Raw genomic sequence first — 22,404 nt, 5'->3', positions numbered from 1 at the left:
ATTCATGACCGTGTTGAAGATGACCGACCTCGACCTGCAAGGTAAGCGCGTACTGATTCGCGAAGACCTGAACGTGCCTGTCAAGGACGGTGTGGTGACCAGCGATGCGCGCATCCAGGCGGCGCTGCCGACCATCAAGCTGGCCTTGGAAAAGGGCGCGGCGGTGATGGTCTGCTCGCACCTGGGCCGCCCCACCGAAGGTGAATTCTCTGCCGAAAACAGCCTCAAGCCGGTTGCCCAGTACCTGAGCCAGGCGCTGGGCCGCGACGTACCACTGGTGGGTGACTACCTCGATGGCGTCGAGATCAAGGCCGGCGAGCTGGTGCTGTTCGAGAACGTGCGCTTCAACAAGGGCGAGAAGAAGAACGCCGATGAGCTGGCCCAGCAGTACGCGGCATTGTGCGACGTGTTCGTGATGGACGCCTTCGGCACGGCGCACCGCGCCGAGGGTTCTACCCATGGCGTTGCCAAGTTCGCCAAGGTCGCGGCGGCTGGCCCGTTGCTGGCAGCTGAGCTGGATGCCCTGGGCAAGGCGCTGAAGGCCCCGGCCAAGCCAATGGCCGCCATCGTTGCCGGTTCCAAGGTTTCCACCAAGCTGGACGTGCTCAACAGCCTGAGCTCGGTATGCGATCAGCTGATCGTCGGTGGCGGCATCGCCAACACCTTCCTGGCGGCTGCCGGGCACCCGGTCGGTAAGTCGCTGTACGAGCCTGATCTGGTCGAAACGGCCAAGGCCATTGCCGCCAAGGTCAGCGTGCCGCTGCCTGTCGATGTGGTGGTTGCCAAGGCCTTTGCCGAAGACGCCGAAGCCACCGTCAAGGCCATTGCCGATGTCGCTGCCGACGACATGATCCTGGACATCGGCCCGCAGACCGCCGCCCAGTTCGCCGACTTGCTCAAGTCCTCCAAGACCATCCTGTGGAATGGCCCGGTCGGCGTATTCGAGTTCGATCAGTTCGGCAATGGCACCCAGGTGCTGGCCAAGGCGATCGCCGACAGCGCCGCGTTCTCCATTGCCGGTGGCGGTGATACCCTGGCGGCCATCGACAAATATGGCGTCAGCCAGGATATCTCCTACATTTCTACCGGTGGCGGCGCCTTCCTCGAATTCGTCGAAGGCAAAGTCCTGCCAGCGGTGGCCATGCTCGAAGAGCGGGCCAAAGCCTGATGAACACGGCGCCTGGCAAAAGGAGTGGCCTGGTGGCCAAGCAGTTGCCTGTGTTGCTGCTGGCCGGGCTGCTGAGCGCCTGCGCCGGCAGCCCGGATGCCCAGGACGACCCGGCGCAACCGCCCAAGGGCGGGTGCTATCAGTCCGAATGGCAAGCCGAAACCGTGCCGGTGATCAGCAAGCGCGTAGGCCCGGAAGGCCTGGAAAAGTACGACGAAGAGCACCAGCGCAAGGCGCCAGGCTGCCCTTGATCGGGCCGCCGGCAACCTGCAGGCCGGTTTGTGGTCTTGGAGAAGGGCCGTGTGCTGCCCATCGAGGTAATTGAATGAAAGCGCTCTTGGCCGTAATGGCCCTGGCGACACTGGCAGGATGTTCACTGCTGCAACCGGCGCAGACCGCGCCGGCGGACAACTGGACCCGCTGGGTCTGCGACACCCAGGCCGAAGTGCTGTGGCGGTTTGCCGACCCACAGCGGGACCAGGTCGACGTGCGTCTTGGTGGCGGCGACCAGGTGTACCGGCTCAAGGCCGAGCCCGGCGCGTCCGGCGCGCTGTACAGCGACGGCATGCTGGCGTTCCACACCCAGGGTGAGGAAGGCCTGGTGTACTGGGTGGCGACCAACGATCTGATAGGGCGGGGCTGCAAGGCACCGTGACTGGCCGGGCCGCTAGGCTCTGTGTGAAAAGCCTAGGTGGCCCACACTACTTGAACAGCAACCGCCCCTGCGGCAGGCTTGCACGAAACAACGACGCTTGTCGGGAGAGAGATACACAATGGCACTCATTAGCATGCGCCAGATGCTGGACCACGCCGCCGAGTTCGGTTACGGCGTACCGGCTTTCAACGTCAACAACCTCGAGCAGATGCGCGCCATCATGGAAGCGGCTGACAAGACCGACTCCCCTGTGATCGTCCAGGCCTCGGCCGGTGCGCGCAAGTATGCGGGTGCGCCGTTCCTGCGCCACCTGATCCTGGCGGCCATCGAAGAATTCCCGCATATCCCGGTGTGCATGCACCAGGATCACGGCACCAGCCCGGATGTCTGCCAGCGTTCCATCCAGCTGGGCTTCAGCTCGGTCATGATGGACGGCTCGCTCGGCGAAGACGGCAAGACCCCGACCGACTACGAATACAACGTGCGCGTCACCCAGCAGACCGTTGCCATGGCCCATGCCTGTGGTGTGTCGGTAGAAGGCGAACTGGGTTGCCTGGGCTCGCTGGAAACCGGCATGGCCGGTGAAGAAGACGGTATCGGTGCCGAAGGCGTGCTCGACCACAGCCAGATGCTGACCGACCCTGAAGAAGCGGCCGACTTCGTCAAGAAGACCCAGGTCGATGCCCTGGCCATCGCCATCGGCACCAGCCATGGTGCGTACAAGTTCACCAAGCCGCCTACCGGTGACGTGCTGGCCATCGACCGCATCAAGGAAATCCACAAGCGCATCCCCGACACCCACCTGGTGATGCACGGCTCTTCCTCGGTACCGCAGGAGTGGCTGGCGATCATCAACCAGTACGGCGGCGACATCAAGGAAACCTACGGTGTGCCGGTCGAGGAAATCGTCGAAGGCATCAAGTACGGCGTGCGCAAGGTCAACATCGACACCGACCTGCGTCTGGCGTCCACCGGTGCCATCCGTCGTCACATGGCCATGAACCCAAGCGAGTTCGACCCGCGCAAGTTCTTCGCTGAAACCGTAAAAGCCATGCGCGACGTGTGCATCGCCCGTTACGAAGCATTCGGCACTGCCGGCCATGCCTCGAAGATCAAGCCGATCTCCCTGGAAGGCATGTTCCAGCGCTACGCCAAAGGCGAGTTGGCTGCAAAGGTCAACTAAGCCACCCGGCCTCGAAAAAACCCGCAGCGATGCGGGTTTTTCGTTTCTGGCAGTGGCTGCGAAACCGATCTGCCGTTGCGTATCACAGAATGTCAGCGAAACCGTTATCGGTCGGCTACCTTCAGTCAGTGACTGATGGTTTTGGCTTGTGATGCGTGCTATCAGCTCATGCCTGGGGTAAAACTGGATCCAACGGCCAGTTTGTGGTCGGTCATATAACAGAGATGCAGCATGGATGGCGCTCACCTTCAACTCATGCCACAGGATGGCAGCTCGGTGCTTCTGGTAGTCGACGATTACCCGGAGAACCTCATCAGTATGCAAGCCTTGTTGTCGCGCCAGGATTGGCAGGTGCTGACGGCAAGTTCGGGCCGAGAAGCCCTGAGCGCATTGTTGGAAAACGATGTCGACCTGGTTTTACTCGATGTGCATATGCCCGAGATGGACGGCTTCGAAGTCGCTCGTCTGATGCGTGGCAGCCAGCGAACCCGGCTTACGCCCATCATTTTCCTGACAGCCAACGAGCAGTCCCAGGCCGCCGTGTTGAAAGGCTATGCCAACGGCGCCGTGGACTACATGTTCAAGCCGTTCGACCCTCAGATTCTCAAGCCCAAGGTTCAGGCCCTGCTCGACCAGCAGCGCAATCGGCGGCGTTTGCAGGCGCTGACCCGTGAACTCGACGAAGCCCGCGCCTTCAATGCATCCATTCTGGACAATGCGGCCGAGGGTATTCTGGTGGTGGATGCAGGCGGCATCATCCGCTTCGCCAACCCGGCTGTCTGTTCCCTGCTGGCAACGCCTATCGAACTGTTGCAGAACGTCGACCTGCTGGGGCTGTTGCAGCTGAGCACGCCGAGTACGTGGCAGGATTCGGCGTTTTACCAAAGCTACCTGGCCAGGCGCATCTACCGCCTGCACGACGCCCAATTGCGTCGCCCGAGCGGCGAGCTGCTGCCGGTGGCCCTGTCCTGTGCGCCCCTGCCTGCCGAGCAGCAGGCGATGGTGGTGACCGTGCTGGACATGTCGGCGGTGCACAACCTGCACCAACAGCTCGAATACCAGGCCATTACCGACCCACTTACCGGCCTGCTTAACCGCCGTGGGTTCTACCAGGCGGCCGAAGGGGCATTGCTGCGCAATGAGCGCTCCGACCGGGCGCAGGCCTTGATGTACATGGACCTGGATGGCTTCAAGCGTATCAACGATTCCCTCGGCCACGATGCAGGTGACCGGGTATTGCGCTGGGTGGCCGAGCAGCTCAAGGATTGTCTGGGCAGTGAAGCCCTGCTGGCACGCATGGGCGGAGACGAATTCACCGCGCTGTTCGACGGCTTGCCCTATGCCGAGCAAGCCGGGCTCTACGCCGAGCGGCTGCTCGAGCGCATTGCCATCAGCCACCAGATCGATGGGCTGGACGTATGCCTGGGCGTGAGCATCGGCATCGCTACCTACCCCGACTGCGGTGGCAACGTCGAAGGCTTGCTGCGCGCAGCCGACGCGGCCATGTACGCTGCCAAGCAGGCAGGGCGCCAGCAGTATCGCTTCTACGACCAGGAGCTCAATGGCCGCGCCCGTTCCCGCCTGATGCTCGAAGACGGCGTGCGTACGGCCATCGAGCAGCAGGATTTTACCTTGGTGTATCAGCCGCAAGTGGCCTTCGCCGATGGTCGCCTGCGCGGCTTCGAAGCCCTGCTACGCTGGCAGCACCCCAGCGTTGGCGATGTGCCGCCAGGCCTGTTCATTCCCCTGCTCGAGGAAGCGCGGCTGATCAACCGCCTGGCCGGCTGGATCTACGGACAGAGTGCTGCCCAGCGCCAGGCCTGGTACCAATGCTTTGCGACCGACATTGTGTTGGGCATCAGCCTGAGCCGGGCCCAGTTCGTCTCGCCAAGCCTGGTCGAGGAGCTGCAACGGGTCATCCAGCGCTATAGCCTGCAGCCAGCGCACCTGGAAGTGGAAGTGGCCGAAACCTCGCTCATGTACAACATCGATGCGGCGGTCAAGCAGGTCGACCGGTTGCGCGCGCTGGGTGTACGTGTGGCGCTGGACGATTTCGGCGCCGGTGACTGCTCACTGCGTATGCTGCGCGATTTGCCCATCGATACCCTGAAGCTCGATCGCCACCTGGTGGCGCGCCTGCCGGACGCGTCGGCCGATGCGGCGCTGGCACGCAGCGTCATCGGGCTGTGTGCCGATTACGGGATCACCTTGATTGCCGAGGGCGTGGAAACCCAGGCCCAGGCTCAATGGCTCAAAACCGCAGGCTGCCAATATGTTCAGGGCTTCTTGGTAGCGCACCCTATGACAGCTGCCGATGCCGGCAACTTCCCGGCAATTTTCCCCTGGCCTGCCCCGCCAGCGGGTTAGAATTGGCGTTCGTTACGCCGACTGTACTGCCATGACCGTCCTACGCTACCTGCAAGCTTACCCACCGCACCTGCAACAACAGGTGCGGCAGATGATCGACAGCGACCGCCTTGGCGAATACCTGCACAAGCGCTACCCCGAGCGCCACGAGGTACAAAGCGACAAGGCCTTGTACGGCTACGCCCAGGAACTGCGCCAGCGTTTTCTGCGCAGTGCACCGCCACTGGACAAGGTGCTGTTCGACAGCCGGCTGGACCTGACCCACCGGGCGCTGGGCCTGAACACTGCCGTCTCTCGCGTGCAGGGCGGCAAACTCAAGGCCAAGAAGGAAATCCGCATCGCCTCGCTGTTCAAGGAGGCTGCGCCGCAGTTTCTGCGCATGATCGTGGTGCACGAGTTGGCGCACTTGCGCGAGCGTGACCACAACAAGGCGTTCTACCAGCTCTGTCAGCACATGGAGCCGGACTACCATCAACTGGAATTCGACCTGCGCGTCTACCTGACCTATCGGGAGTTGCCGGGCAACGCTTGAGGATCCCGCAGCATGGAAGTAAGCAAGACCAAGAGCAGTTTCTACCGCCGTCTTTATGTCGCCTGGCTGATCGACAGCCAGGCCGCTACCAGCGTGCCTGCTCTGATGGAGGCTACAGGCATGCCCCGGCGCACGGCCCAGGACACCCTTGCAGCGCTGGCCGATCTGGACATCGTCTGCACCTTCGAGCAGCAAGAAGGCGCGCGCAATCACGCAGGCCATTACCGCATAAAGGACTGGGGGGCCATCGACCGGCAGTGGATCGAGCGTCACCTGAATCAAATACGCAAGGTACTGGGTTATCCCTGACCTTTACCCGTTAAGGCCACTGCAATAAAAACCGTAGGTTCGGCCAGAATAGAGGCTAGATGACACTATTGGCCGCTGCCCCGACCAGAGCCTTTGTGTAAGCTCACCCGCAGTGTACGTTTCTTCACCGCGCAAGGGCTTGGGCATGCGGCTGATGCTTTGTGTTCTCGGGTTACTGGCCACTGTCATGGCGCCTCCGGCCGCCGCCTCAGGCAAGCTGCGCCTGGTATCGGATCATTGGCCGCCCTTCACCGACGCCAGTATGCCTGGCGGCGGTCTGGCCATCAGCATCGTGACCACGGCGCTGACGCGGGCGGGGTATAGCAGCAGCTTCGAGGAGGCACCCTGGGCTCGGGCCCTGGCAGGCGTCGGGGACGGTCGTTACGACATACTGATCAACGCCTGGCACAACGAATCGCGTGCGCGCATCGGACTTTTTTCCAGCGCCTACCTGAACAACCGTATCCGCCTGCTGCAGCGTAAGGGTGCGGGCCTGCATTATGAGCACATCTCGGACCTGTATCCCTACAGCATCGCCGTGGTGCGTGATTACGCCTACTCGAGCGCGTTCGACGGCAATACCCGCTTGCACAAGGTAGCGGTGAGTACATTTTCGTCCGCCGTGCGCATGCTGGCGGCAGGGCGTGTGAGCCTGGCCGTGGAGGACGAGTACGTGGCCCGCTATCACCTGCAGCGCGAGCCGGACAATGTGCGTGACAAGGTGGAGCTGGTGGAGCCTGCACTGGGCGAAAACCCGCTGCACATTCTGGTCAGCTTGAAGCACCCGGATCACCAATTGATCGTCGCTCGCTTCGACGCGGCCATCGCCGCCATGAAGGCCGATGGCAGTTATGAACGGTTACTGCATCAGTATGGTTTCTAGGCGAGCAGGGGTGGCGTTACGATGCGCCGGCTTGGCAATGGCTTCAGGATTGCAGCTTCGCAGCTCATGGTGCCGGGGGCCGCTCTGCGGCCCATCGCGGCACAAGGGCCGCTCCTACAAAGATCGCGTTTGCCTGCAAGTCGGTGCATCCAAAGGCAATCGATTTCTCGGGTGGGAGCGGCCTTGCCGGGGCGCCGGACCGGCCGCGATGGGCCGCAAAGCGGCCCCGGCAGTATGCGCTGCGAAGCTGAAATATCAGGCTATTGCATAGCCCCTACCAATCCGCTGTCCCTGGAGATTCGCCAGCCTGCGAAGACTAATCAAAGCTATTCATCCTTGCTCCAGACCTAACGCGAAGCGCCACCTGCCGGAGCATCCTTCTTGATCAAATGCGCCGCCAACGTACGCAGCGGAGCCAATTGGCGGCAGATAAGTGCCAGTTGCGTCTGTACCAGGCGCTGATGTTCATCCACCTCTTCGGGCATCTGCTCCAAGGCGTTGGCAAGCGCTTCTTCGGCATCGCTGTGAATCGCTACCGGTGAGCGCGCCGCCAGGCCATTGGCTATTTCCTCAAGGCTGTTTGCCAGGCGGCTGCCTGCGTCTTCGATCAAGTGCTCCCGTGCGTCGGCCGGCAGAGCCGTGTCACGGTGGGCGCCCAGTCCCGACAGGTAGCTGAGCAGGGTGTGCGACAGCACCAGGAAGCGGAAGCCCACATCGGCCTCCTTGCGAAAGTGGCCAGGCTCCATGAGCATGTTGGCCAGGGTCGTCGACAGGGCCGCATCGGCATTGTGGGCATTGCGCCGCGCCAGGCGATAGGCCAGGTCGTCGCGCTTGCCGTAGGCATATTGCTGCATGATCTGGCGCAGGTACTCGCTGGCACAGATCAGCGTGTTGGCCAAGGCCTTGTTCAAGCGGCGGCCTTGCCAGTCGGGCAGGAACAGGAACACGGCAAGAATGGCGATCAGGCTTCCGACCAGGGTGTCGAACAGCCGCGGCAGGAACAGCCCGTAGCCGTCGCCGATCTGGTTGAAACAGAACAGCACCATCAGTGTGATCGCAGCTGTGGCCAGGGTGTAGCGCGTGGTTCGGTTGACGAAGAACACCACCCCCGCCACGACCGCGAACAGCGACTGGATGACCGGGTTGGGGAACAGGTCGAACAGCGCCCAGCCGACGGTCAGGCCCACGGCAGTGCCGATGATGCGCTGCACCAGTTTGCGCCGGGTTGCTCCGTAGTTGGGTTGGCACACGAACAGCGTGGTCAGGATGATCCAGTAGCCCTGGGTCGGGTGGATCAGGTGCACCATGCCGTAACCGATGGACAGGGCCAGCGGCAGGCGCAGGGCGTGGCGGAACAACAGCGAGGTGGGCGTCAATTGCGTACGCAGGCGCTTGCCCATGTCCTTGAGCGAGCGCGGCGAGCGGTCCAGCAAGCTGCTGTCGCTGGCATCGGCCAGGCTGTCAGGGTTGCTTGCGGCACCGAGCAGGCGATCGAGCGTGGCCAGGTTGGCCGCCAGTGCACGTAATGAACGCAGCAGCCCGCGCCAGGCCGGGTTGTTCTGGCCGCGCAGGTGTTCGAGCGAAGCGTTGAGGTCTTCGAGTGCCTCGGTAAAGCCGCTGGCCAACACGAAGGGTTGGCGCAACCGAATCGAGCGTGCAAGTTCCTGGCACGAGGCACCTTGCTTACGCAGCAGGCGCTGGCACCGGAACATCACATCGCTGTGGAAGAAAGCTTCGGCCAGTGCATTGTAGGGGTAGTGGGAGGCGCTGACCCGCTCATGGATGTCCTGGGCCAGGAAGTAGAGTTTCAGGTAACGGCTGACCTTGGAGTTGGGCTGGCTGTTGCCCACCCGGTGCAGGATGATTTCCTTCGCCGCGTTGAGGGCCGCCACCACCTTGCCATTTTGCTGGGCGAGTTCGAGCCGACGTGCTTCGACGTCCAGGGTGCGGACAGGCTCGAACAGGCTGGCCTTGAGCTTGAGATAGCTGCCCAGTTCGAAGAACAGCTTCGCCAGGCTCTGCTGCACCGGCTGGTTGGAGAACAACGCCTGCCACAGCACCGAGAGCAGCCCATACCAGGCCGCGCCTGCCACCAGCAGCATGGGTTCGTGCCAGAAGTCCGTCACCTGCCCGCCGCGCTGGTCCACGCCGATCATCGTGTAGACCGCCGTGATGAGTGTTGCCGATGCGATGGCGCCGTAGCGCTCGCCCAGGGCGCCCAGCATGGTCAAGGCAAACGCTGCCAGGGCCAGGGCGCAGACGAAGATCAGGGGGTAGGGGAACAGCAGTTCGACCGCGAGCGCCGCGATGGCAAAACAGACCAGGGTGACCGCCAGGGCGCTGAGGCGGCCTTGCCAGCTGTCGTCGGTTTCAGCCAGGGCACTGGCGATGATGCCCAGAAACAACGGGATCAGCAGGGCCATTTCGTTCTGGTGCCAGCACAGGGCAAGGCTGCCGGTAAGGGCAATGGTCACCCTGATGCTATAGCTGAACTTGTCCTGGCCCCACAGGCGACGCAGTGAATGACGTAACGAGCTCGATGACATGATGGCCTGCCGGGCAGTGATCGTAGAAATACCGTAGCGATGAGCGGGGCCGCCAGGCGCCCCGCCACCCGCTATTGAGCACGTGCCAGCAAGAAGCGTTCCGTGCTGCGCGGTGGATTCTACCCTAGACGAACTGCGCTGCGGCGTTGGCCGATGCCCAAGCCCACTGGAAGTTGAAGCCGCCCAGGTGCCCCGTGACGTCCAGCACTTCACCGATGAAGTAAAGCCCCGGGCTCTTGAGCGACTCCATGGTCTTGGACGAGACCTCACGGGTGTCCACACCGCCCAGGGTCACCTCGGCAGTGCGGTAACCCTCGGTGCCGGCAGGCACCAGTTGCCAGCGTGCCAGCTTGTCGGCGATCAGGGCCAGTTCAGCCGGTGTGTACTGCTTCATCGGCTTGGATTCGAACCACTGCTCGGCCAGCAAAGTGGCCAGCTTGCGCGTGAACACCTCACCCAGCACGGTCTTGAGTTCAGCATTGCCGCGCTCGGTTTGCTGGGTCTGCAACCAGTCCAGCGCATCGCGGTCAGGCAGCAGGTTGATCTCAAGCGTATCGCCGGCTTCCCAGAACGATGAGACCTGCAGGATCGCCGGGCCGCTCAGGCCCCGGTGGGTGAACAGCAGGTTTTCACGGAAGCTGGTGCCGTTGCAGCTGGCGGTGCAGTCCAGCGAGGTGCCGGACAGCTCGGTGCACATGGCCTTGAGCTGGGGCTCGGTGATGGTGAATGGCACCAGGCCCGCGCGGGTCGGCAGCAAGGTATGGCCGAACTGTCGGGCCACCTGGTAGCCGAAACCGGTCGCACCCAACGTCGGGATGGACAGACCACCCGTCGCGATCACCAGCGACTGGCAGGCGAATGGGCCGGCGCTGGTCTGCAGCAGGTAGCCGTTGTCGGTCTTGTCGATCTGCTCGATGCTGGTGTGCATGCGAATCTGGGCGCCGGCCTCGTCGCACTCGGCCAGGAGCATGTCGAGGATGTCGCTGGCCTTGTTGTCGCAGAACAGCTGGCCGAGCTTTTTTTCGTGGTAGGGCACGCCGTGCTTGCACACCAGCTCGATGAAGTCCCACTGGGTGTAGCGAGCCAGGGCCGACTTGCAGAAGTGCGCGTTGTGCGAAAGAAAGTTGCTCGGCTCGGTGTACAGGTTGGTGAAATTGCAGCGCCCGCCGCCGGACATCAGGATCTTCTTGCCTGGCTTGTTGGCGTGGTCGAGCAGCAGGACCCGGCGGCCTCGGCGGGCGCTGAGCTGGGCACACATCAGGCCGGCAGCGCCTGCGCCCAGGATGATCACGTCGGTGGAGTGCACGGTGTTACCTCATCAATAGCCGAGGCCGCGTTGCGGCCCATCGCAGGCACGCCAGCGCCTACAGGGACGGCAACTGGCTGGAGGCCTGTGATGATCCTGTAGGGGCTGGCTTGTCTGCGATAGGCTGCAACGCGGCCCGAAAAAATGTCAGACGATGCGGACTTTCAGGGAGCGGCCCTTGATCTTGCCGCTATTCAAGCGTTGCATGGCCTGCTTGGCCAGCGCCCGCTCCACCGCCACAAACGCCTGGAAATCAAAGATCGCAATCTTGCCCACCTGCTTGCCGGGGATACCGGCATCACCGGTCAGCGCACCGAGAATATCGCCCGGGCGCAGCTTGTCCTTGCGCCCGGCTGCGATGCACAGCGTACTCATGATCGGCAGCAGCGGCTCACCGCCCTTGTTCTTGAGACTGTCCAACAGGTCCCAGCGCAGCGGGCTCTTCTGCAAGGCTTCGATGGCCTGGGCGCGATGGCCTTCGGCAGGTGCGACCAGGCTGACCGCGATACCCTTCTCGCCAGCGCGGCCGGTGCGGCCCACGCGGTGCACGTGGATTTCAGCATCACGCGCCAGCTCTACGTTGATGACCATGTCCAGGCCGTCGATATCCAGGCCACGGGCGGCCACATCGGTGGCCACCAGCACCGAGCTGCTGCGGTTGGCGAACATGGTCAGCACCTGGTCGCGATCACGTTGCTCCAGGTCACCGTGCAGCGCCTGGGCCACGATGCCCTTGGCCGTAAGGTGGGCCACCACGTCTTCGCACTGCTGCTTGGTGAAGCAGAATGCCACGCAGGACTGCGGGCGATAATGGCCCAGCACCCGGGTAACCGCTTCAAGGCGCTGTTCGGGAGCGATTTCGATGAAGCGCTGCTCGATCTGGTTGTCGGTATGCAGGCTTTCGACTCTGACCTGCTGCGGGTCGCGCATGAAATCGGCCGCCAGCTGCTTGATGCCAGAGGGATAGGTGGCGGAGAACAGCAAGGTCTGACGGCGCGCTGGGGTCTTGGCGATGATGCTGGCGATGGCATCGAAGAAGCCCATGTCGAGCATGCGGTCGGCTTCGTCGAGGATCAGCGTGTTCAGGCCGCCCAAAACCAGCGTGCCCTTGTCCAGGTGCTGCTGGATGCGGCCCGGGGTGCCGACGATGATGTGCGCGCCGTGCTCCAGAGAGGCGATCTGCGGACCCAGCGACACGCCGCCACACAGCGTCAGGATCTTGATGTTGTCTTCGGCACGGGCCAGGCGACGCAGTTCCTTGGCCACCTGGTCGGCGAGCTCGCGGGTAGGGCACAGCACCAGCGCCTGGCAGCCGAAGTACCGAGGGTTGATCGGGTTGAGCAAGCCGATACCGAAGGCGGCGGTCTTGCCGCTGCCGGTCTTGGCCTGGGCGATCAGGTCCTGGCCCTTGAGAATGACCGGCAGGCTCTGGGCCTGGATCGGCGTCATCGAGGTGTAGCCGAGAGTGTCCAGGTTGGCCAGCATGGCGGCGGACAACGGCAAGGTGGCAAAGGCGGTGGAATCGGTGGTCACGAGGCGGGCCTGCGGTGCGAAGCGAAAAATGCTGCACAGTCTACCAGCCCCGACGCCATTCGCCCTAAGACTCCACGTGCTCTTCCGGACGACGGGCACGCCTTCCGTCCGTCGGCGCCAGTTGCAGGAAGATGGCCGCCGCCAGCATGGCCATGATGCCGATGGTGAAGAACGTCAGCTGGAACGCACCCAAGGTGGTTTCCACGCCTTCGGCGCTGCCTGCTGCCGTGAAGCCGCCCAGCAGCGCGCCAGCACAAGCCACCCCCAGGCTCAGCGATAGCTGGGCCACCACCGACAACAAGCTGTTGCCGCTACTGGCGCTGGCATCGTCCAGGTCGATCAGCGTCACCGTGTTCATGGCAGTGAACTGCAGGGAGTTCACGGCGCCCAGCAGGCCCAGTTGCACCAGCAGCAACCAGTACGGGGTCTGCTCGTCCACCAGGCCCAGGCCAGCGAGCAGCACGCCCAGCAGCACCGTGTTGCCAGTCAGGATGATGCGGTAACCGAGCCGTTCGATCAGCGGCCTGGCGACGGACTTGGCGACCATGGCCGCCGCCGCCAAGGGGATCATGCTCATGCCCGCCTGGGCCGGTGAATACCCAAGCGCTACCTGAAGCAGCAGCGGTACCAGGAACGGCAGTGCACCGCTGCCCAGGCGGGCGAACAGGTTGCCCAGGATACCGATGGCGAAGGTACGTACGCGGAACAGGCTGGGAGAGAACAACGGCTCCGGGTCGCGCCCGGCTCGCAGCCAGTAGGCCGCCAGGCAGGCCATGCCGGCGAACAGCAGCAACATGACGCGCAAGTGCGGCAGGTGCAGCTCGCCCAGGCCTTCCATGGCGATGGTGATCAGCACCATCGCGGCGCCGAACAGCAAAAAGCCCGGCCCGTCGAACGTAGTGCGCTCGGCGCCGCGCAGGTCGGGTATGAACTTCCAGACGGCGTAACAGCCCAGCAGGCCGACCGGCAAGTTGAGCAGGAAGATCCAGTGCCAGCTCAGGATCTCCACCAGCCAGCCACCTACCGTCGGGCCCAGCAATGGCCCGAGCAGACCAGGGATGGTGATGAAGCTCATGATGCGCACCAGTTCGGTGCGAGGGTAGGCGCGCAGCACCACCAGCCGGCCGACCGGCAGCATCAGCGCCCCGCCGAGCCCTTGCACGATCCGCGCGAAGATCAGAAAGCCCAGGCTGTTGGCCACTGCGCACAGCAACGAGCCGAAACTGAACAGCAGGATGGCGCTGAAGAAGATGCGCTTGGTGCCGAAACGGTCGGCGATCCAGCCCGAGGCGGGGATCAGCAAAGCCACGGTGAGCATGTACGAAATGATCACACCCTGCATGCGCAAGGGGTCTTCGGCCAGGGAGCGGGCCATGGCGGGCAGCGCGGTGTTGAGAATGGTGCCGTCCAGCGACTGCATGAAGAAGGCGATCGCCACCACCCATGGCAGCCAGCGGGCGGTGATGGGGTCGAGCGGGTTGCGTTCGGGCATGACGTCCTCGTCTGTCTGTACTGGCCTCTCGACGGCAAGCGCCGCGCCTACGGGGCGGGGCAGGCGTGGCTACCGCCGTGAGATGGCCGGCAAAATCCAATCACAATGTCAGCGTCAGCGCTTTGACCAGCGCGCCGGGCAAATGACTCGATCCGGTGCTGCGTTGCCCGTAAGTGCTGGTCGACAGAATCAGCTCCCGCTCGCACGTCAACGCCTCCAGTTGCTCGCCCAGCAGGTTGTACAGGCTGTCATCGAAGCGCATCGTGTTGACCGGCCCCTGGATCTGCCCGTCCTGCACCCAGAACGTGGCGAAGCGGGTCAGGCCGGTCATGCGCGCTGCGGGCAGGTCCGAGTAGTTCAAGTACCACAGGTTGCTGATGTACAGGCCGGTGCCGAGCCGCTCCAGAACCTGTTCACGGGGTAATTGGCCGGGTGCGAGGCTGAGCGCACAGGGCGACTCGTGGCTGTCGGCCCCGTTGGCCAACACCCCGAACTCGGCCGCGCTGCGCGCGCAAACCAGGCGTCGTGCTGGCTTGCCCTGCTCGATCAGCGCCACGTCCAGGCGCGGTGAGCCCTCGTCGGAGAACGCTGGACTCAGTGAGCCGCTGACCTGCTCGGTGAAGCTGATCAGTGGGCTCAGGGTGGCGTCACCGCTGTACAACCGCTGCAGGGCACTGCTGCCGGTCGCCAGGGCCTGCGCCGAGAAGCCACCCCAGCACAGCATGCCGGCGATTTCGTCCATGGCCGCTGGCGCCAGGTAGGCGCGGTAGCTGCCCGGTTGCAGTACCACCGGCGCACGCCCCAGGTAGCCCAACTGCGCCCGAGCCTGACGCAAGCGGGCGGTGAAGTCGTCGGCACGCCATACCTGCCCGGCATAGTTGGCCTTGACCGCCTGGCCGCTCTCGTGGAACAGGCTCCAGTCGATGTTGAAGCTATTGGCCTGGTGCCAGCCAAAGGCGCCGAACGAGCTGGCGAAACCGCGCCAGATCGGGCCTGCGGCATAAATGCCGACCAGGTCCAGGTCACCGGCTTCCTGCTCCAGCAGGGCCAGCACCTCATTCAGGTCGGGCAGGGCATGCGTCTGTTGGCTATCACTGCGCCAGGCACTTTCATCTAGCCTCAGGTACGGGTCTGCCGCCAGTAGCGGCAGCATCTGGCGCAGTTGCGACAGGGCATCGAGCAGGCGCTGGCGGTCCAGGTGCGCATCACCGCTAAGGGTCACTTGTTGCTCAGCCTGACGACCAGCGTGGATCAAGCGCAGGTGAGCACTGGCCTGGCTCACCTCGCCCGCCTGACGAACCTTGGCATGGTTCAAGCGCACGAACTGCGAATGCTCGGCACTCAACCCCAGGGTGTAGTGTTCGCCTGCTTGCAGGGCAGCGCCCAGGGTGTCGATGAGGGATTGGAAGGCCTGTTTCATCATGCATCTCCTCCAAACACGTCGATGGCGCTGAACACGCAAGCTGGCGAGGCGTGCCCAACCCGGATCACCTGGTTGGGCTCGCCCTTGCCACAATTGGGCGTCCCCAGGACCTGGAAGGTGCTGCGGTCGCCGACGGCGGCCAGGTTGCGCCAGAACCGTGCGGAGATGCCGCGATAGTTGGGGTTCTTCACGATGCCCTTGAGTTCGCCATTTTCGATCAGTTGGCCCCATTCGCAGCCGAACTGGAACTTGTTGCGCGCATCGTCGATGGACCAGGACCGGTTGGTGCGCATCAGGATGCCATGCTCGATACCTGCGATCAGCTGATCCAGGGACTGGTCGCCCGGCTCTATGTTCAGGTTCGCCATGCGGTCGATCGGCGCCCGGTTCCAGCCGCAGGCGCGGCTATTGGCCACGCCGCCAAGACCAGAGCGGAACTGGGAAAGGGCACCGCCCAGCGGGCGCAGCAGCACGCCGTCCTGAATGAGAAATTGCTTGCTGGCCGGCGTGCCATCGTCGTCGTGGCTGTAGCTGGCCAGCTCTTCGTTCAAGGTCGGGTCGAAGGTTACGTTCAGCAGGGAAGAGCCGTACTGCAACTGGCCAAAGTCACTGGCTTTGACGAAGCTGGTACCGGCGTAGTTGCGCTCATCGCCCAGGATGCGGTCCATCTCCAAGGGGTGGCCGATGGATTCGTGGATCTGCAGCATCATCTGGTCAGGCATCAACAGCAGGTCGCGTACGCCGCTGGGCGTGTTCGGCGCCTGCAGCAATTGCAGGGCCTGGTCGGCAACCTGCCGGGCCGAGCCCCTCAGGCCGCAGCGCTCGATGATTTCGAAGCCGCCCTGCTGACCGAAGTTCTCCCTGCCCAGGCTGCGGCTCTGGCTGTCCTGGCCATCGCTGGCCGTCACGGCCAGGCCAGGGAACAGAAAGCGCTGGGCCTGGCGCAGTTCGGCACCGGCCGAGTTCAGGTAAGTCTGCTCGACCAGGCTCATGCCAAGGCTTGCCTGCCAGTCCACCAGGCGCGAGTCCGACGGCACGCTGGCCGACTCTTCGGCGAGCAAGCCGAGGCAGTCGGCAAGGCCCGGCATCGGTTGGTCGAAATGAGGCGAAAGGTAATCGTGGCGCCCGGTCGGCACAGGCTGTTCGCGCAGGTCCAGCAGGCTGTAGCGGGCAATCTGTCGAGCGAGGGTTTCAGCCTGCTCCAATGCGCGCTGCAGGCCACTCTGGGACAGATCGGCCGTGGCGGCGTAGGCCTCCACACCGTTGATGCGCACGGTCAGCATGGCGCCCTCGTCCTGGCTCAAGGCAGGCGGTTCGGCGACGTTGCGGCGCACGGACAATGCCTGGTGCGACTGCCTGACATGGCGCAAGGAAAACAGATCGGCCGTGCTGCGCAGGGCGGCGAAGCGCTGGCGCAGCAGGGTGCTGGAATCGAACATGGACAAGCCTCCGGATACACGGTGGCTCCCTGGAACCACGCGCTGGGCAATGCCGAGACGGGCCGCGCTGCGGGCTCGGGCAATGCCGGGTCATTATGGCAGCCTACTGATGTGCTGGTCAGGCATTAACGGGCGTTTGCGTTGCGGCGAACTCTGAGTCGGCTTCTTTTTGAATCGCAGCCTTGAGCACTGCGTGCAAATGCACGGCCACAGGGTGCGCGGTGTCTGTCAACAGGTAGATGCCGTGCGCGGGAAGCGTCGGCAGGTCCTGGTCATGCAAAAAAACGAGCGAGTCGTCGGCTTCGAGTTCCTCGACGATGCCAACTGCCAGGCCACTTTTGACACAGGCCAGTACCGCATGCCAGTTGGCACTTTCCAGCAGGATACGGTACGCAATGCCTTCGGCTTTCAATGCCTGTACCGCTGCCTCCCGGTAGGGACAGCCCTTTAGCTGCAATGCCAGAGGTAGCGGGCGGCTGTGATCGCGGATGAAGCCCTTCGCGGCGGCCCAACGGGGTTTTGTGGGGCGCAGCCAGTCACCCTGTTGGATGTGCTCGCTGCTGACCGCCACGGCCAGGTCCAGTTGCTGCCTGGCAAACAGGTCCAGCAACTGCGCGCTGGAGCACGCCACAGCTTCCAGCTCCATCTTCGGATTACTGGCAACGAATACCGGCAGGCATTCACTCATGAGCGTGGCGGCATAGCCATCCGGTACCCCCAGACGGACTTTGCCTGTCAGTTGCCGGGGGGACAGCGTCGCCAGCAGCTTGTCGTGGGCGATCAGAAAGCGTGTCGCCTCGCCCAGTAGATGCCGGCCTGCGGGGGTGAGCTCCACTGCCTGGTTGCTGCGCGCAAACAGCTGTTGGCCAACCTGCTCTTCGAGCTTCTGTATCTGCGTGGTCACCGCTGAAGGACTGCGATGGACATAGTCTGCCGCTGCGTTGAAACGACCGAGTCGAGCCACGGCCTGAAAAGTTCGCAACACATTGATATCTAGACCTTTGCCCATGAAACCACCTGATTTGGTTGGATCGAATCAGCACTTCGATTTAATCAACTGTACAGGCTTTATACCCCTTCCTAAGGTGAGGTCAACGAATGTCCAACTGCCGAAATGCCTAGGCAGCGGGCACCGGATAACAGCGTGCCTGCGCTCTGCGCCTAGCCAAGAGGCTGAGTTTGTTTAATGAGCGCTTGGCTGATCGGGTAGAGGTGGGTGGCCGTAAATCCACTCTTTACCATCGCCCGCGTCATTTGGAGGTGTAGAGATGCAACATAACTGGCCCTCCCACATTTTCCTGCAAACAACCTTTGTCCTGTCCTGGAGTTCCGGTTTCATTGGCGCCCGGCTCGGCACGCAGGATGCAGGCGCAGTGAACTTGCTGTTCTGGCGCTTCCTGTTGGTCAGTCTTTGTTTATTGCCGTTTGTTTTGCATCGATTACGTAACCTGTCCTGGGCGCAAGTTCGCTACAACGCGGTCATCGGCTTCCTGGCTCAGTTCGCTTACCTGATCAGTGTCTACATTGCCATACGCGGTGGCTTGCCTGCGGGGATAGCCGCCATCATCTGCGCGCTGCAGCCCCTGATCACGGCGGCGATGGGTAGTGCGGATCAGCAGGAGCGAAGCGGCAGGCAGGAGTGGCTTGGGCTGGTACTCGGGTTTGCCGGGGTCAGTGTGGTGATTCTTGGTGAGTACAGCCTGTCTTCCACTCGGCTCGAGCTATGGCTGTATGCGCTGCCGCTGATTGCCGCGATCACGTTATCGATCGCCACCCTTTACCAACGGCGACAGTCGGTCATGGGCACGGATCACAGTAAAGAGGGCTTGTTGATGCCGCTCTTCCTGCAATCGAGCGCGACGCTGGTACTGCTCAGTGTCACAGGAGTGCCGTTGCGCCTGATCGAGCTGCCCAGCAGTGCTCAGGTATGGGTGGCGGTGGCGTGGTTGACCTTGTTTTCGACCTTCATCGCCTACCTGAGCCTGTGGATACTCTTGACCAAACTGTCGGCAACACGGGTGTCCGCGTTGGTTTACCTGGAACCCCCTGTAACGCTCATTTGGGCGGCGTTGATGTTCGGCGATGCCATTCATTGGACGACCTACCTGGGTATCGCGATAGTCGCCACTGGCATTGCCATCACCCGCACCGCTCGACGTGTGCCGTCAGCAGGGGAGTGCCCGCAACGATGAGCGGGCCAAGGCCACTTTCTAGAACCACTCTTGTTGCATGTTCAAGCTGGTGTCATCGCGCGCTTCAAGCAAGGCCAGGTCTGCATGGCAGCCCGGTATTTCGCAGGTCAGGAAATACCGGGCTGCCTGCAGCTTGCCGAGGTAGAAGTCGCGGTCAGCCGCGGCGCGCTGAAGCAGACCGAGTTCGGCATGAATCGCCTGTTCCAGCCAGCGCCAGCCAATCACGCAATGGCCGAAGACCTTGAGGTAAAGGGCCGAGTTGGCCAGGGCGCCGGCGACCTTGCCCTGGGCCAGGTCGCCGAGCAGGGCAAGGGTGACACCTTGCAAGCGATTGACCAGCTGTTCCAGTGGCTGGCGCAGCGGGTCGAGGTTGGGGTGATGGCTGGCGCGCTCACCAGTGACAGCGATCAGGCGCATCAACTGCTTGAGGCCGGCACCCCCGTTCTGGGCCAGCTTGCGGCCCAGCAGATCGAGCGACTGGATGCCCTCGGTCCCTTCGTGGATGGGGTTCAGGCGATTGTCACGGTAATACTGCTCGACCGGGTACTCCCGGGTGTAGCCGTGGCCGCCGAGAATCTGGATGGCCAGTTCGTTCGCTTTCAGGCAATACGCCGAGGGCCAGGATTTGACGATGGGCGTCAACAGGTCGAGCAGCGCCTGGGCCTGCTGGCGAGTGTCTTCATCGGGCGCCGTGTGGGTGTCGTCGAACAGGCGCGCCGCATACAAGCCCAGGTCGAAAGCGCCTTCCACATAGGCCTTTTGCGCAAGCAGCATCCTTTTGACATCGGTGTGCTCGATGATCGGGATGGCCGGGGTTTGCGGGTCCTTGTTTTCGGCTGATCGGCCCTGTGGGCGCTGCCGCGCATAGTCCAGCGAGTACAGGTAACCGGCGTAACCGAGCATGACCGCGCCCATGCCGACGCCGATGCGTGCTTCGTTCATCATCTGGAACATGCAGGCCAGGCCTTGATGTGGCTGGCCGACCAGATAGCCCACGCACTGGCCGTTGTCGCCGAAGTTCAGCGCCGTGGACGTGGTGCCGCGCCAGCCCATCTTGTGAAACAGCCCCGCCAGCACTACGTCATTGCGCGAGCCCCGGCTGCCGTCGGGCCCGACCAGGTACTTGGGCACGATGAACAGCGAGATGCCTTTGACCCCCGGTGGGGCATCCGGCAGTTTGGCCAGGACCATGTGCACGATGTTTTCCGACAGCTCATGGTCACCGCCGGAGATGAAAATCTTGTTGCCCCGGAGCCGGTAGCTGCCGTCACCGGCCGGTTCTGCGCGGGTGCGGATGTCAGCCAGCGATGAGCCGGCGTGGGGTTCGGTCAGGGCCATGGTGCCGAAGTAGCGGCCCTCGATCATCGGCTGCAGGTACAGGCGCTTTTGTTTTTCGCTGCCGAAGCTCTCGATTAGGTTGGCCGCGCCCATGGTCAGAAACGGGTAGGCGGTGGTGCCGGCGTTCGCCGCCTGAAAATGGGCAAAGCAGGCTTGTGACACCAGGCTGGGCAACTGCATGCCCCCGACCTCGAAGTCGCGGTTGGCGTTGAGGAACCCGGCTTCAAGAAAAGCATCCACGGCAGGCTTGACCTCGGGAATCAGCTCGGCGCGGCCGTCTACGTAGCGCGGTTCGTTTTCGTCAGCTTTGCGGTTGTGGGGGGCGAAATATTTCTCGGCGATGGTGCGCGCGGTGGTCAGCGCAGCGTCGAAGGTTTCACGGCTGTGCTCGGCAAAGCGCGGGCGTTGGGTCAGGGCTTCGGCGTCGAGGACTTCGTAGAGCTCGAAGGCCAGGTTGCGAGGGCTGAGCAGGGTCTCGGGCATGGGGCGGTCCTAGAGCGGGCTTGGTGCGAGTCTAGGATTGGCCGAACAGGGCTGGCTACCATGATTGATTCAGATGATGTTCAGTCACAGATTCTCGTATTTGGAACGTCTGATGTTGGTTGACGGGGCGAAGGGGCTGGGTTGAGTGAGCGTCAAGAGAAGCAGGTGTTCATAGTAATATTGCAGCACCTTTGAGATCAAAAGGCATGCATCTGTCAGCCTTGGCACCTTTCAAGCTCTGATGTTCCACTGACGGCATGAAGAATTTGAGGCATCAGAGACTTGTTCGTAGAAGACAGCATGAAGCTAGCTTCCTGCGTGCGTTGCAGAAACTTCCTACGACCGCGGTGATGGAAAATGAGATAGATATTGAATCTTCACTGTGGTGGAGGAATTTCATGGACAGGATTTGTGAGTGGCGAGACGTCTGGAAAGAAGAGTTAGAGAAGGTTGAAGATCCTTTTTTTGCTTGTTCGGTAGTTCAGAAAGCTTTGCTGGAAAATACCACCCTGAGTGGGCTGCGTGATTTCCAGAAGGCTTGTGATCTGCCGCCTGGGCGTCCTCTGCTGCAGGCTGATATCGAGCGAGCTTTGAAGCTGGTAGAGGACGGCAGGTGGTTTGTTATTCGGGAGAAACCAATTTCTCCGATTGATATAGCGCGTTACCCTCGCTTGAGATGGGCGGAATCAAAGCTGGACCTACTGCTATCTGAGAGCAAATACCCAGAGGTTAAAGGCCCTGGAAAGTGGAAAATATTCAGTATTGATACAAATTTACTGTGGTCGGGTGTGGCATTGGCCGCAAACTTTTTAACATCTCGAGGGGATGAGGGGCGTCTTTTTCCGAGCGAGGGGAAAGACTATGCCAATACCCGTAGGCTTGTAAGTCAGAGGTGGGTACCGTTGGGTGAAAATGAGCGGAGTTTCGTCAGGTTATCGGCTATACATCGATATGGCGATGTACGACGGATAACGCAGAACTATGTACAGGCTGACGATGCATGGGCGATCACGGGGCAGTCTTGGCACTGGCGTCCTGTGGTGCCTGACGAGGAGTATGAGTACAGAAGGGGCGCCTATTGATGGTCTCAAATATGAATAAGCCACGATCAATATACTTGTTTTGGGCAAGTATGGATGCTTTTTATATTGTTTTGTACATCTTGCGTAGTGCCGCCCGAGGCGCAATACCTTTTTGGTCAGATTTGAACAGTGGTCTTGAAGTGGTGCGGAGTTGGGGTGGTCCAGGGTTCGTGATTTGGGTCGGGCTGTTTTTACAGCTTTCAGTTATTGTTACGTGTGTGAGTTTTTTTAAGTATCAAAAATTCGCGGTGTTTTTGGCGGTAGTGCAGATGCCACTCAGATTGTTCTTCATTGTTCCGTCAATTTCGGTGGTTTTGCTCTTACCTATGGTAGTTGCTGGCATCAATAACTGGATGTGGGTTGGGTTGTTGATTGCCTCAGAGGCGATTAAGGGATGGAGTATCTGGCGGCTTTGGCGTACCTCTGGATCGCCCATCTTGGAAAGATAGTATGGCCGATGCCGCGGGCGGCGT

General features: G+C 62.1%; 19 protein-coding genes. 10 read left to right on the top strand and 9 right to left on the bottom strand.

The genetic code is table 11. The features are described 5' to 3' along the window. Nucleotides 1-4: 4 nt before the first annotated feature. From ACF8E5_RS00365 to ACF8E5_RS00330, 8 genes are all read left to right on the top strand, one after another. Nucleotides 5-1,168, top strand: a complete 1,164-nt coding sequence (locus ACF8E5_RS00365; RefSeq protein WP_058604037.1) for a phosphoglycerate kinase — start codon at nt 5-7, stop codon at nt 1,166-1,168. Next, nucleotides 1,168-1,419, top strand: a complete 252-nt coding sequence (locus tag ACF8E5_RS00360) for a hypothetical protein (RefSeq protein ID WP_058604036.1) — start codon at nt 1,168-1,170, stop codon at nt 1,417-1,419. The genes ACF8E5_RS00365 and ACF8E5_RS00360 overlap by 1 nt, the downstream gene beginning before the upstream one ends. A gap of 74 nt (nt 1,420-1,493) precedes the next feature. Next, nucleotides 1,494-1,823 (top strand): MliC family protein, encoded by a 330-nt coding sequence (locus ACF8E5_RS00355; protein ID WP_058638886.1) that lies wholly within the window; start codon nt 1,494-1,496, stop codon nt 1,821-1,823. A gap of 118 nt (nt 1,824-1,941) precedes the next feature. Next, the gene (fba, locus tag ACF8E5_RS00350) at nt 1,942-3,006 is read left to right on the top strand and encodes a class II fructose-bisphosphate aldolase (protein ID WP_023533056.1); all 1,065 of its coding nucleotides are present in this window, start codon (nt 1,942-1,944) and stop codon (nt 3,004-3,006) included. 231 nt (nt 3,007-3,237) lie between these two features. Beyond that, on the top strand, nt 3,238-5,373 hold the full coding sequence (locus ACF8E5_RS00345) for a putative bifunctional diguanylate cyclase/phosphodiesterase (RefSeq protein ID WP_392474741.1): 2,136 nt from the start codon (nt 3,238-3,240) through the stop codon (nt 5,371-5,373). A 31-nt stretch (nt 5,374-5,404) separates the two neighbouring features. Continuing rightward, entirely contained in the window at nt 5,405-5,905 is a 501-nt protein-coding gene (locus ACF8E5_RS00340; RefSeq protein WP_058638888.1) for a M48 family metallopeptidase, read from the top strand. A gap of 12 nt (nt 5,906-5,917) precedes the next feature. Further along, the gene (locus ACF8E5_RS00335; protein WP_058638889.1) at nt 5,918-6,214 is read left to right on the top strand and encodes a helix-turn-helix domain-containing protein; all 297 of its coding nucleotides are present in this window, start codon (nt 5,918-5,920) and stop codon (nt 6,212-6,214) included. A 145-nt stretch (nt 6,215-6,359) separates the two neighbouring features. Then, complete coding sequence (locus ACF8E5_RS00330; protein ID WP_078477884.1) at nt 6,360-7,097, top strand: ABC transporter substrate-binding protein; 738 nt, start codon at nt 6,360-6,362, stop codon at nt 7,095-7,097. A 347-nt stretch (nt 7,098-7,444) separates the two neighbouring features. Here the strand turns inward: ACF8E5_RS00330 and yccS are convergent, their stop codons facing one another. The 7 genes from yccS to ACF8E5_RS00295 form a co-directional block, all read right to left on the bottom strand. After that, on the bottom strand, nt 7,445-9,643 hold the full coding sequence (gene yccS, locus ACF8E5_RS00325) for a YccS family putative transporter (RefSeq protein WP_058638891.1): 2,199 nt from the start codon (nt 9,641-9,643) through the stop codon (nt 7,445-7,447). A 124-nt stretch (nt 9,644-9,767) separates the two neighbouring features. Next, on the bottom strand, nt 9,768-10,949 hold the full coding sequence (locus ACF8E5_RS00320; protein ID WP_058638892.1) for an NAD(P)/FAD-dependent oxidoreductase: 1,182 nt from the start codon (nt 10,947-10,949) through the stop codon (nt 9,768-9,770). Nucleotides 10,950-11,096: 147 nt separating this feature from the next. Next, nucleotides 11,097-12,434, bottom strand: a complete 1,338-nt coding sequence (dbpA, locus tag ACF8E5_RS00315; protein ID WP_392474749.1) for an ATP-dependent RNA helicase DbpA — start codon at nt 12,432-12,434, stop codon at nt 11,097-11,099. Between the two features lie 112 nt (nt 12,435-12,546). Next, a complete protein-coding gene (mdtD, locus tag ACF8E5_RS00310) occupies nt 12,547-13,974 on the bottom strand; it encodes a multidrug transporter subunit MdtD (protein ID WP_058638894.1) in 1,428 nt (475 codons plus the stop codon). Between the two features lie 100 nt (nt 13,975-14,074). Continuing rightward, nucleotides 14,075-15,394 (bottom strand): TldD/PmbA family protein, encoded by a 1,320-nt coding sequence (locus tag ACF8E5_RS00305; RefSeq protein WP_197844726.1) that lies wholly within the window; start codon nt 15,392-15,394, stop codon nt 14,075-14,077. Continuing rightward, on the bottom strand, nt 15,394-16,836 hold the full coding sequence (locus tag ACF8E5_RS00300; protein ID WP_058638896.1) for a TldD/PmbA family protein: 1,443 nt from the start codon (nt 16,834-16,836) through the stop codon (nt 15,394-15,396). The genes ACF8E5_RS00305 and ACF8E5_RS00300 overlap by 1 nt, the downstream gene beginning before the upstream one ends. A gap of 118 nt (nt 16,837-16,954) precedes the next feature. Then, a complete protein-coding gene (locus ACF8E5_RS00295) occupies nt 16,955-17,845 on the bottom strand; it encodes a LysR family transcriptional regulator (RefSeq protein WP_058638897.1) in 891 nt (296 codons plus the stop codon). Nucleotides 17,846-18,104: 259 nt separating this feature from the next. Between ACF8E5_RS00295 and ACF8E5_RS00290 the strand changes: the two genes are divergently transcribed. Then, complete coding sequence (locus ACF8E5_RS00290) at nt 18,105-19,028, top strand: DMT family transporter (protein ID WP_058638898.1); 924 nt, start codon at nt 18,105-18,107, stop codon at nt 19,026-19,028. A gap of 18 nt (nt 19,029-19,046) precedes the next feature. Here the strand turns inward: ACF8E5_RS00290 and ACF8E5_RS00285 are convergent, their stop codons facing one another. Continuing rightward, a complete protein-coding gene (locus ACF8E5_RS00285) occupies nt 19,047-20,849 on the bottom strand; it encodes an acyl-CoA dehydrogenase (protein WP_197844728.1) in 1,803 nt (600 codons plus the stop codon). A 350-nt stretch (nt 20,850-21,199) separates the two neighbouring features. Here ACF8E5_RS00285 and ACF8E5_RS00280 point away from each other — a divergent pair, with 350 nt between their 5' ends. Beyond that, nucleotides 21,200-21,931: a hypothetical protein gene (locus tag ACF8E5_RS00280; RefSeq protein WP_145253693.1), complete on the top strand. Its 732-nt coding sequence runs from the start codon at nt 21,200-21,202 to the stop codon at nt 21,929-21,931. A 235-nt stretch (nt 21,932-22,166) separates the two neighbouring features. Here the strand turns inward: ACF8E5_RS00280 and ACF8E5_RS00275 are convergent. After that, nucleotides 22,167-22,404, bottom strand: a 238-nt coding sequence (locus tag ACF8E5_RS00275) for a hypothetical protein (RefSeq protein ID WP_392474740.1), incomplete at its 5' end; no start/stop codon positions are given.

It is taken from the genome of Pseudomonas sp. WSY_20, from assembly GCF_043104335.1.
In the GTDB taxonomy this organism is placed as follows: domain Bacteria; phylum Pseudomonadota; class Gammaproteobacteria; order Pseudomonadales; family Pseudomonadaceae; genus Aquipseudomonas; species Aquipseudomonas parafulva_B.
Note: the sequence above shows the minus strand (reverse complement) of the source record. Positions and strands in the feature narration are given on the sequence as shown.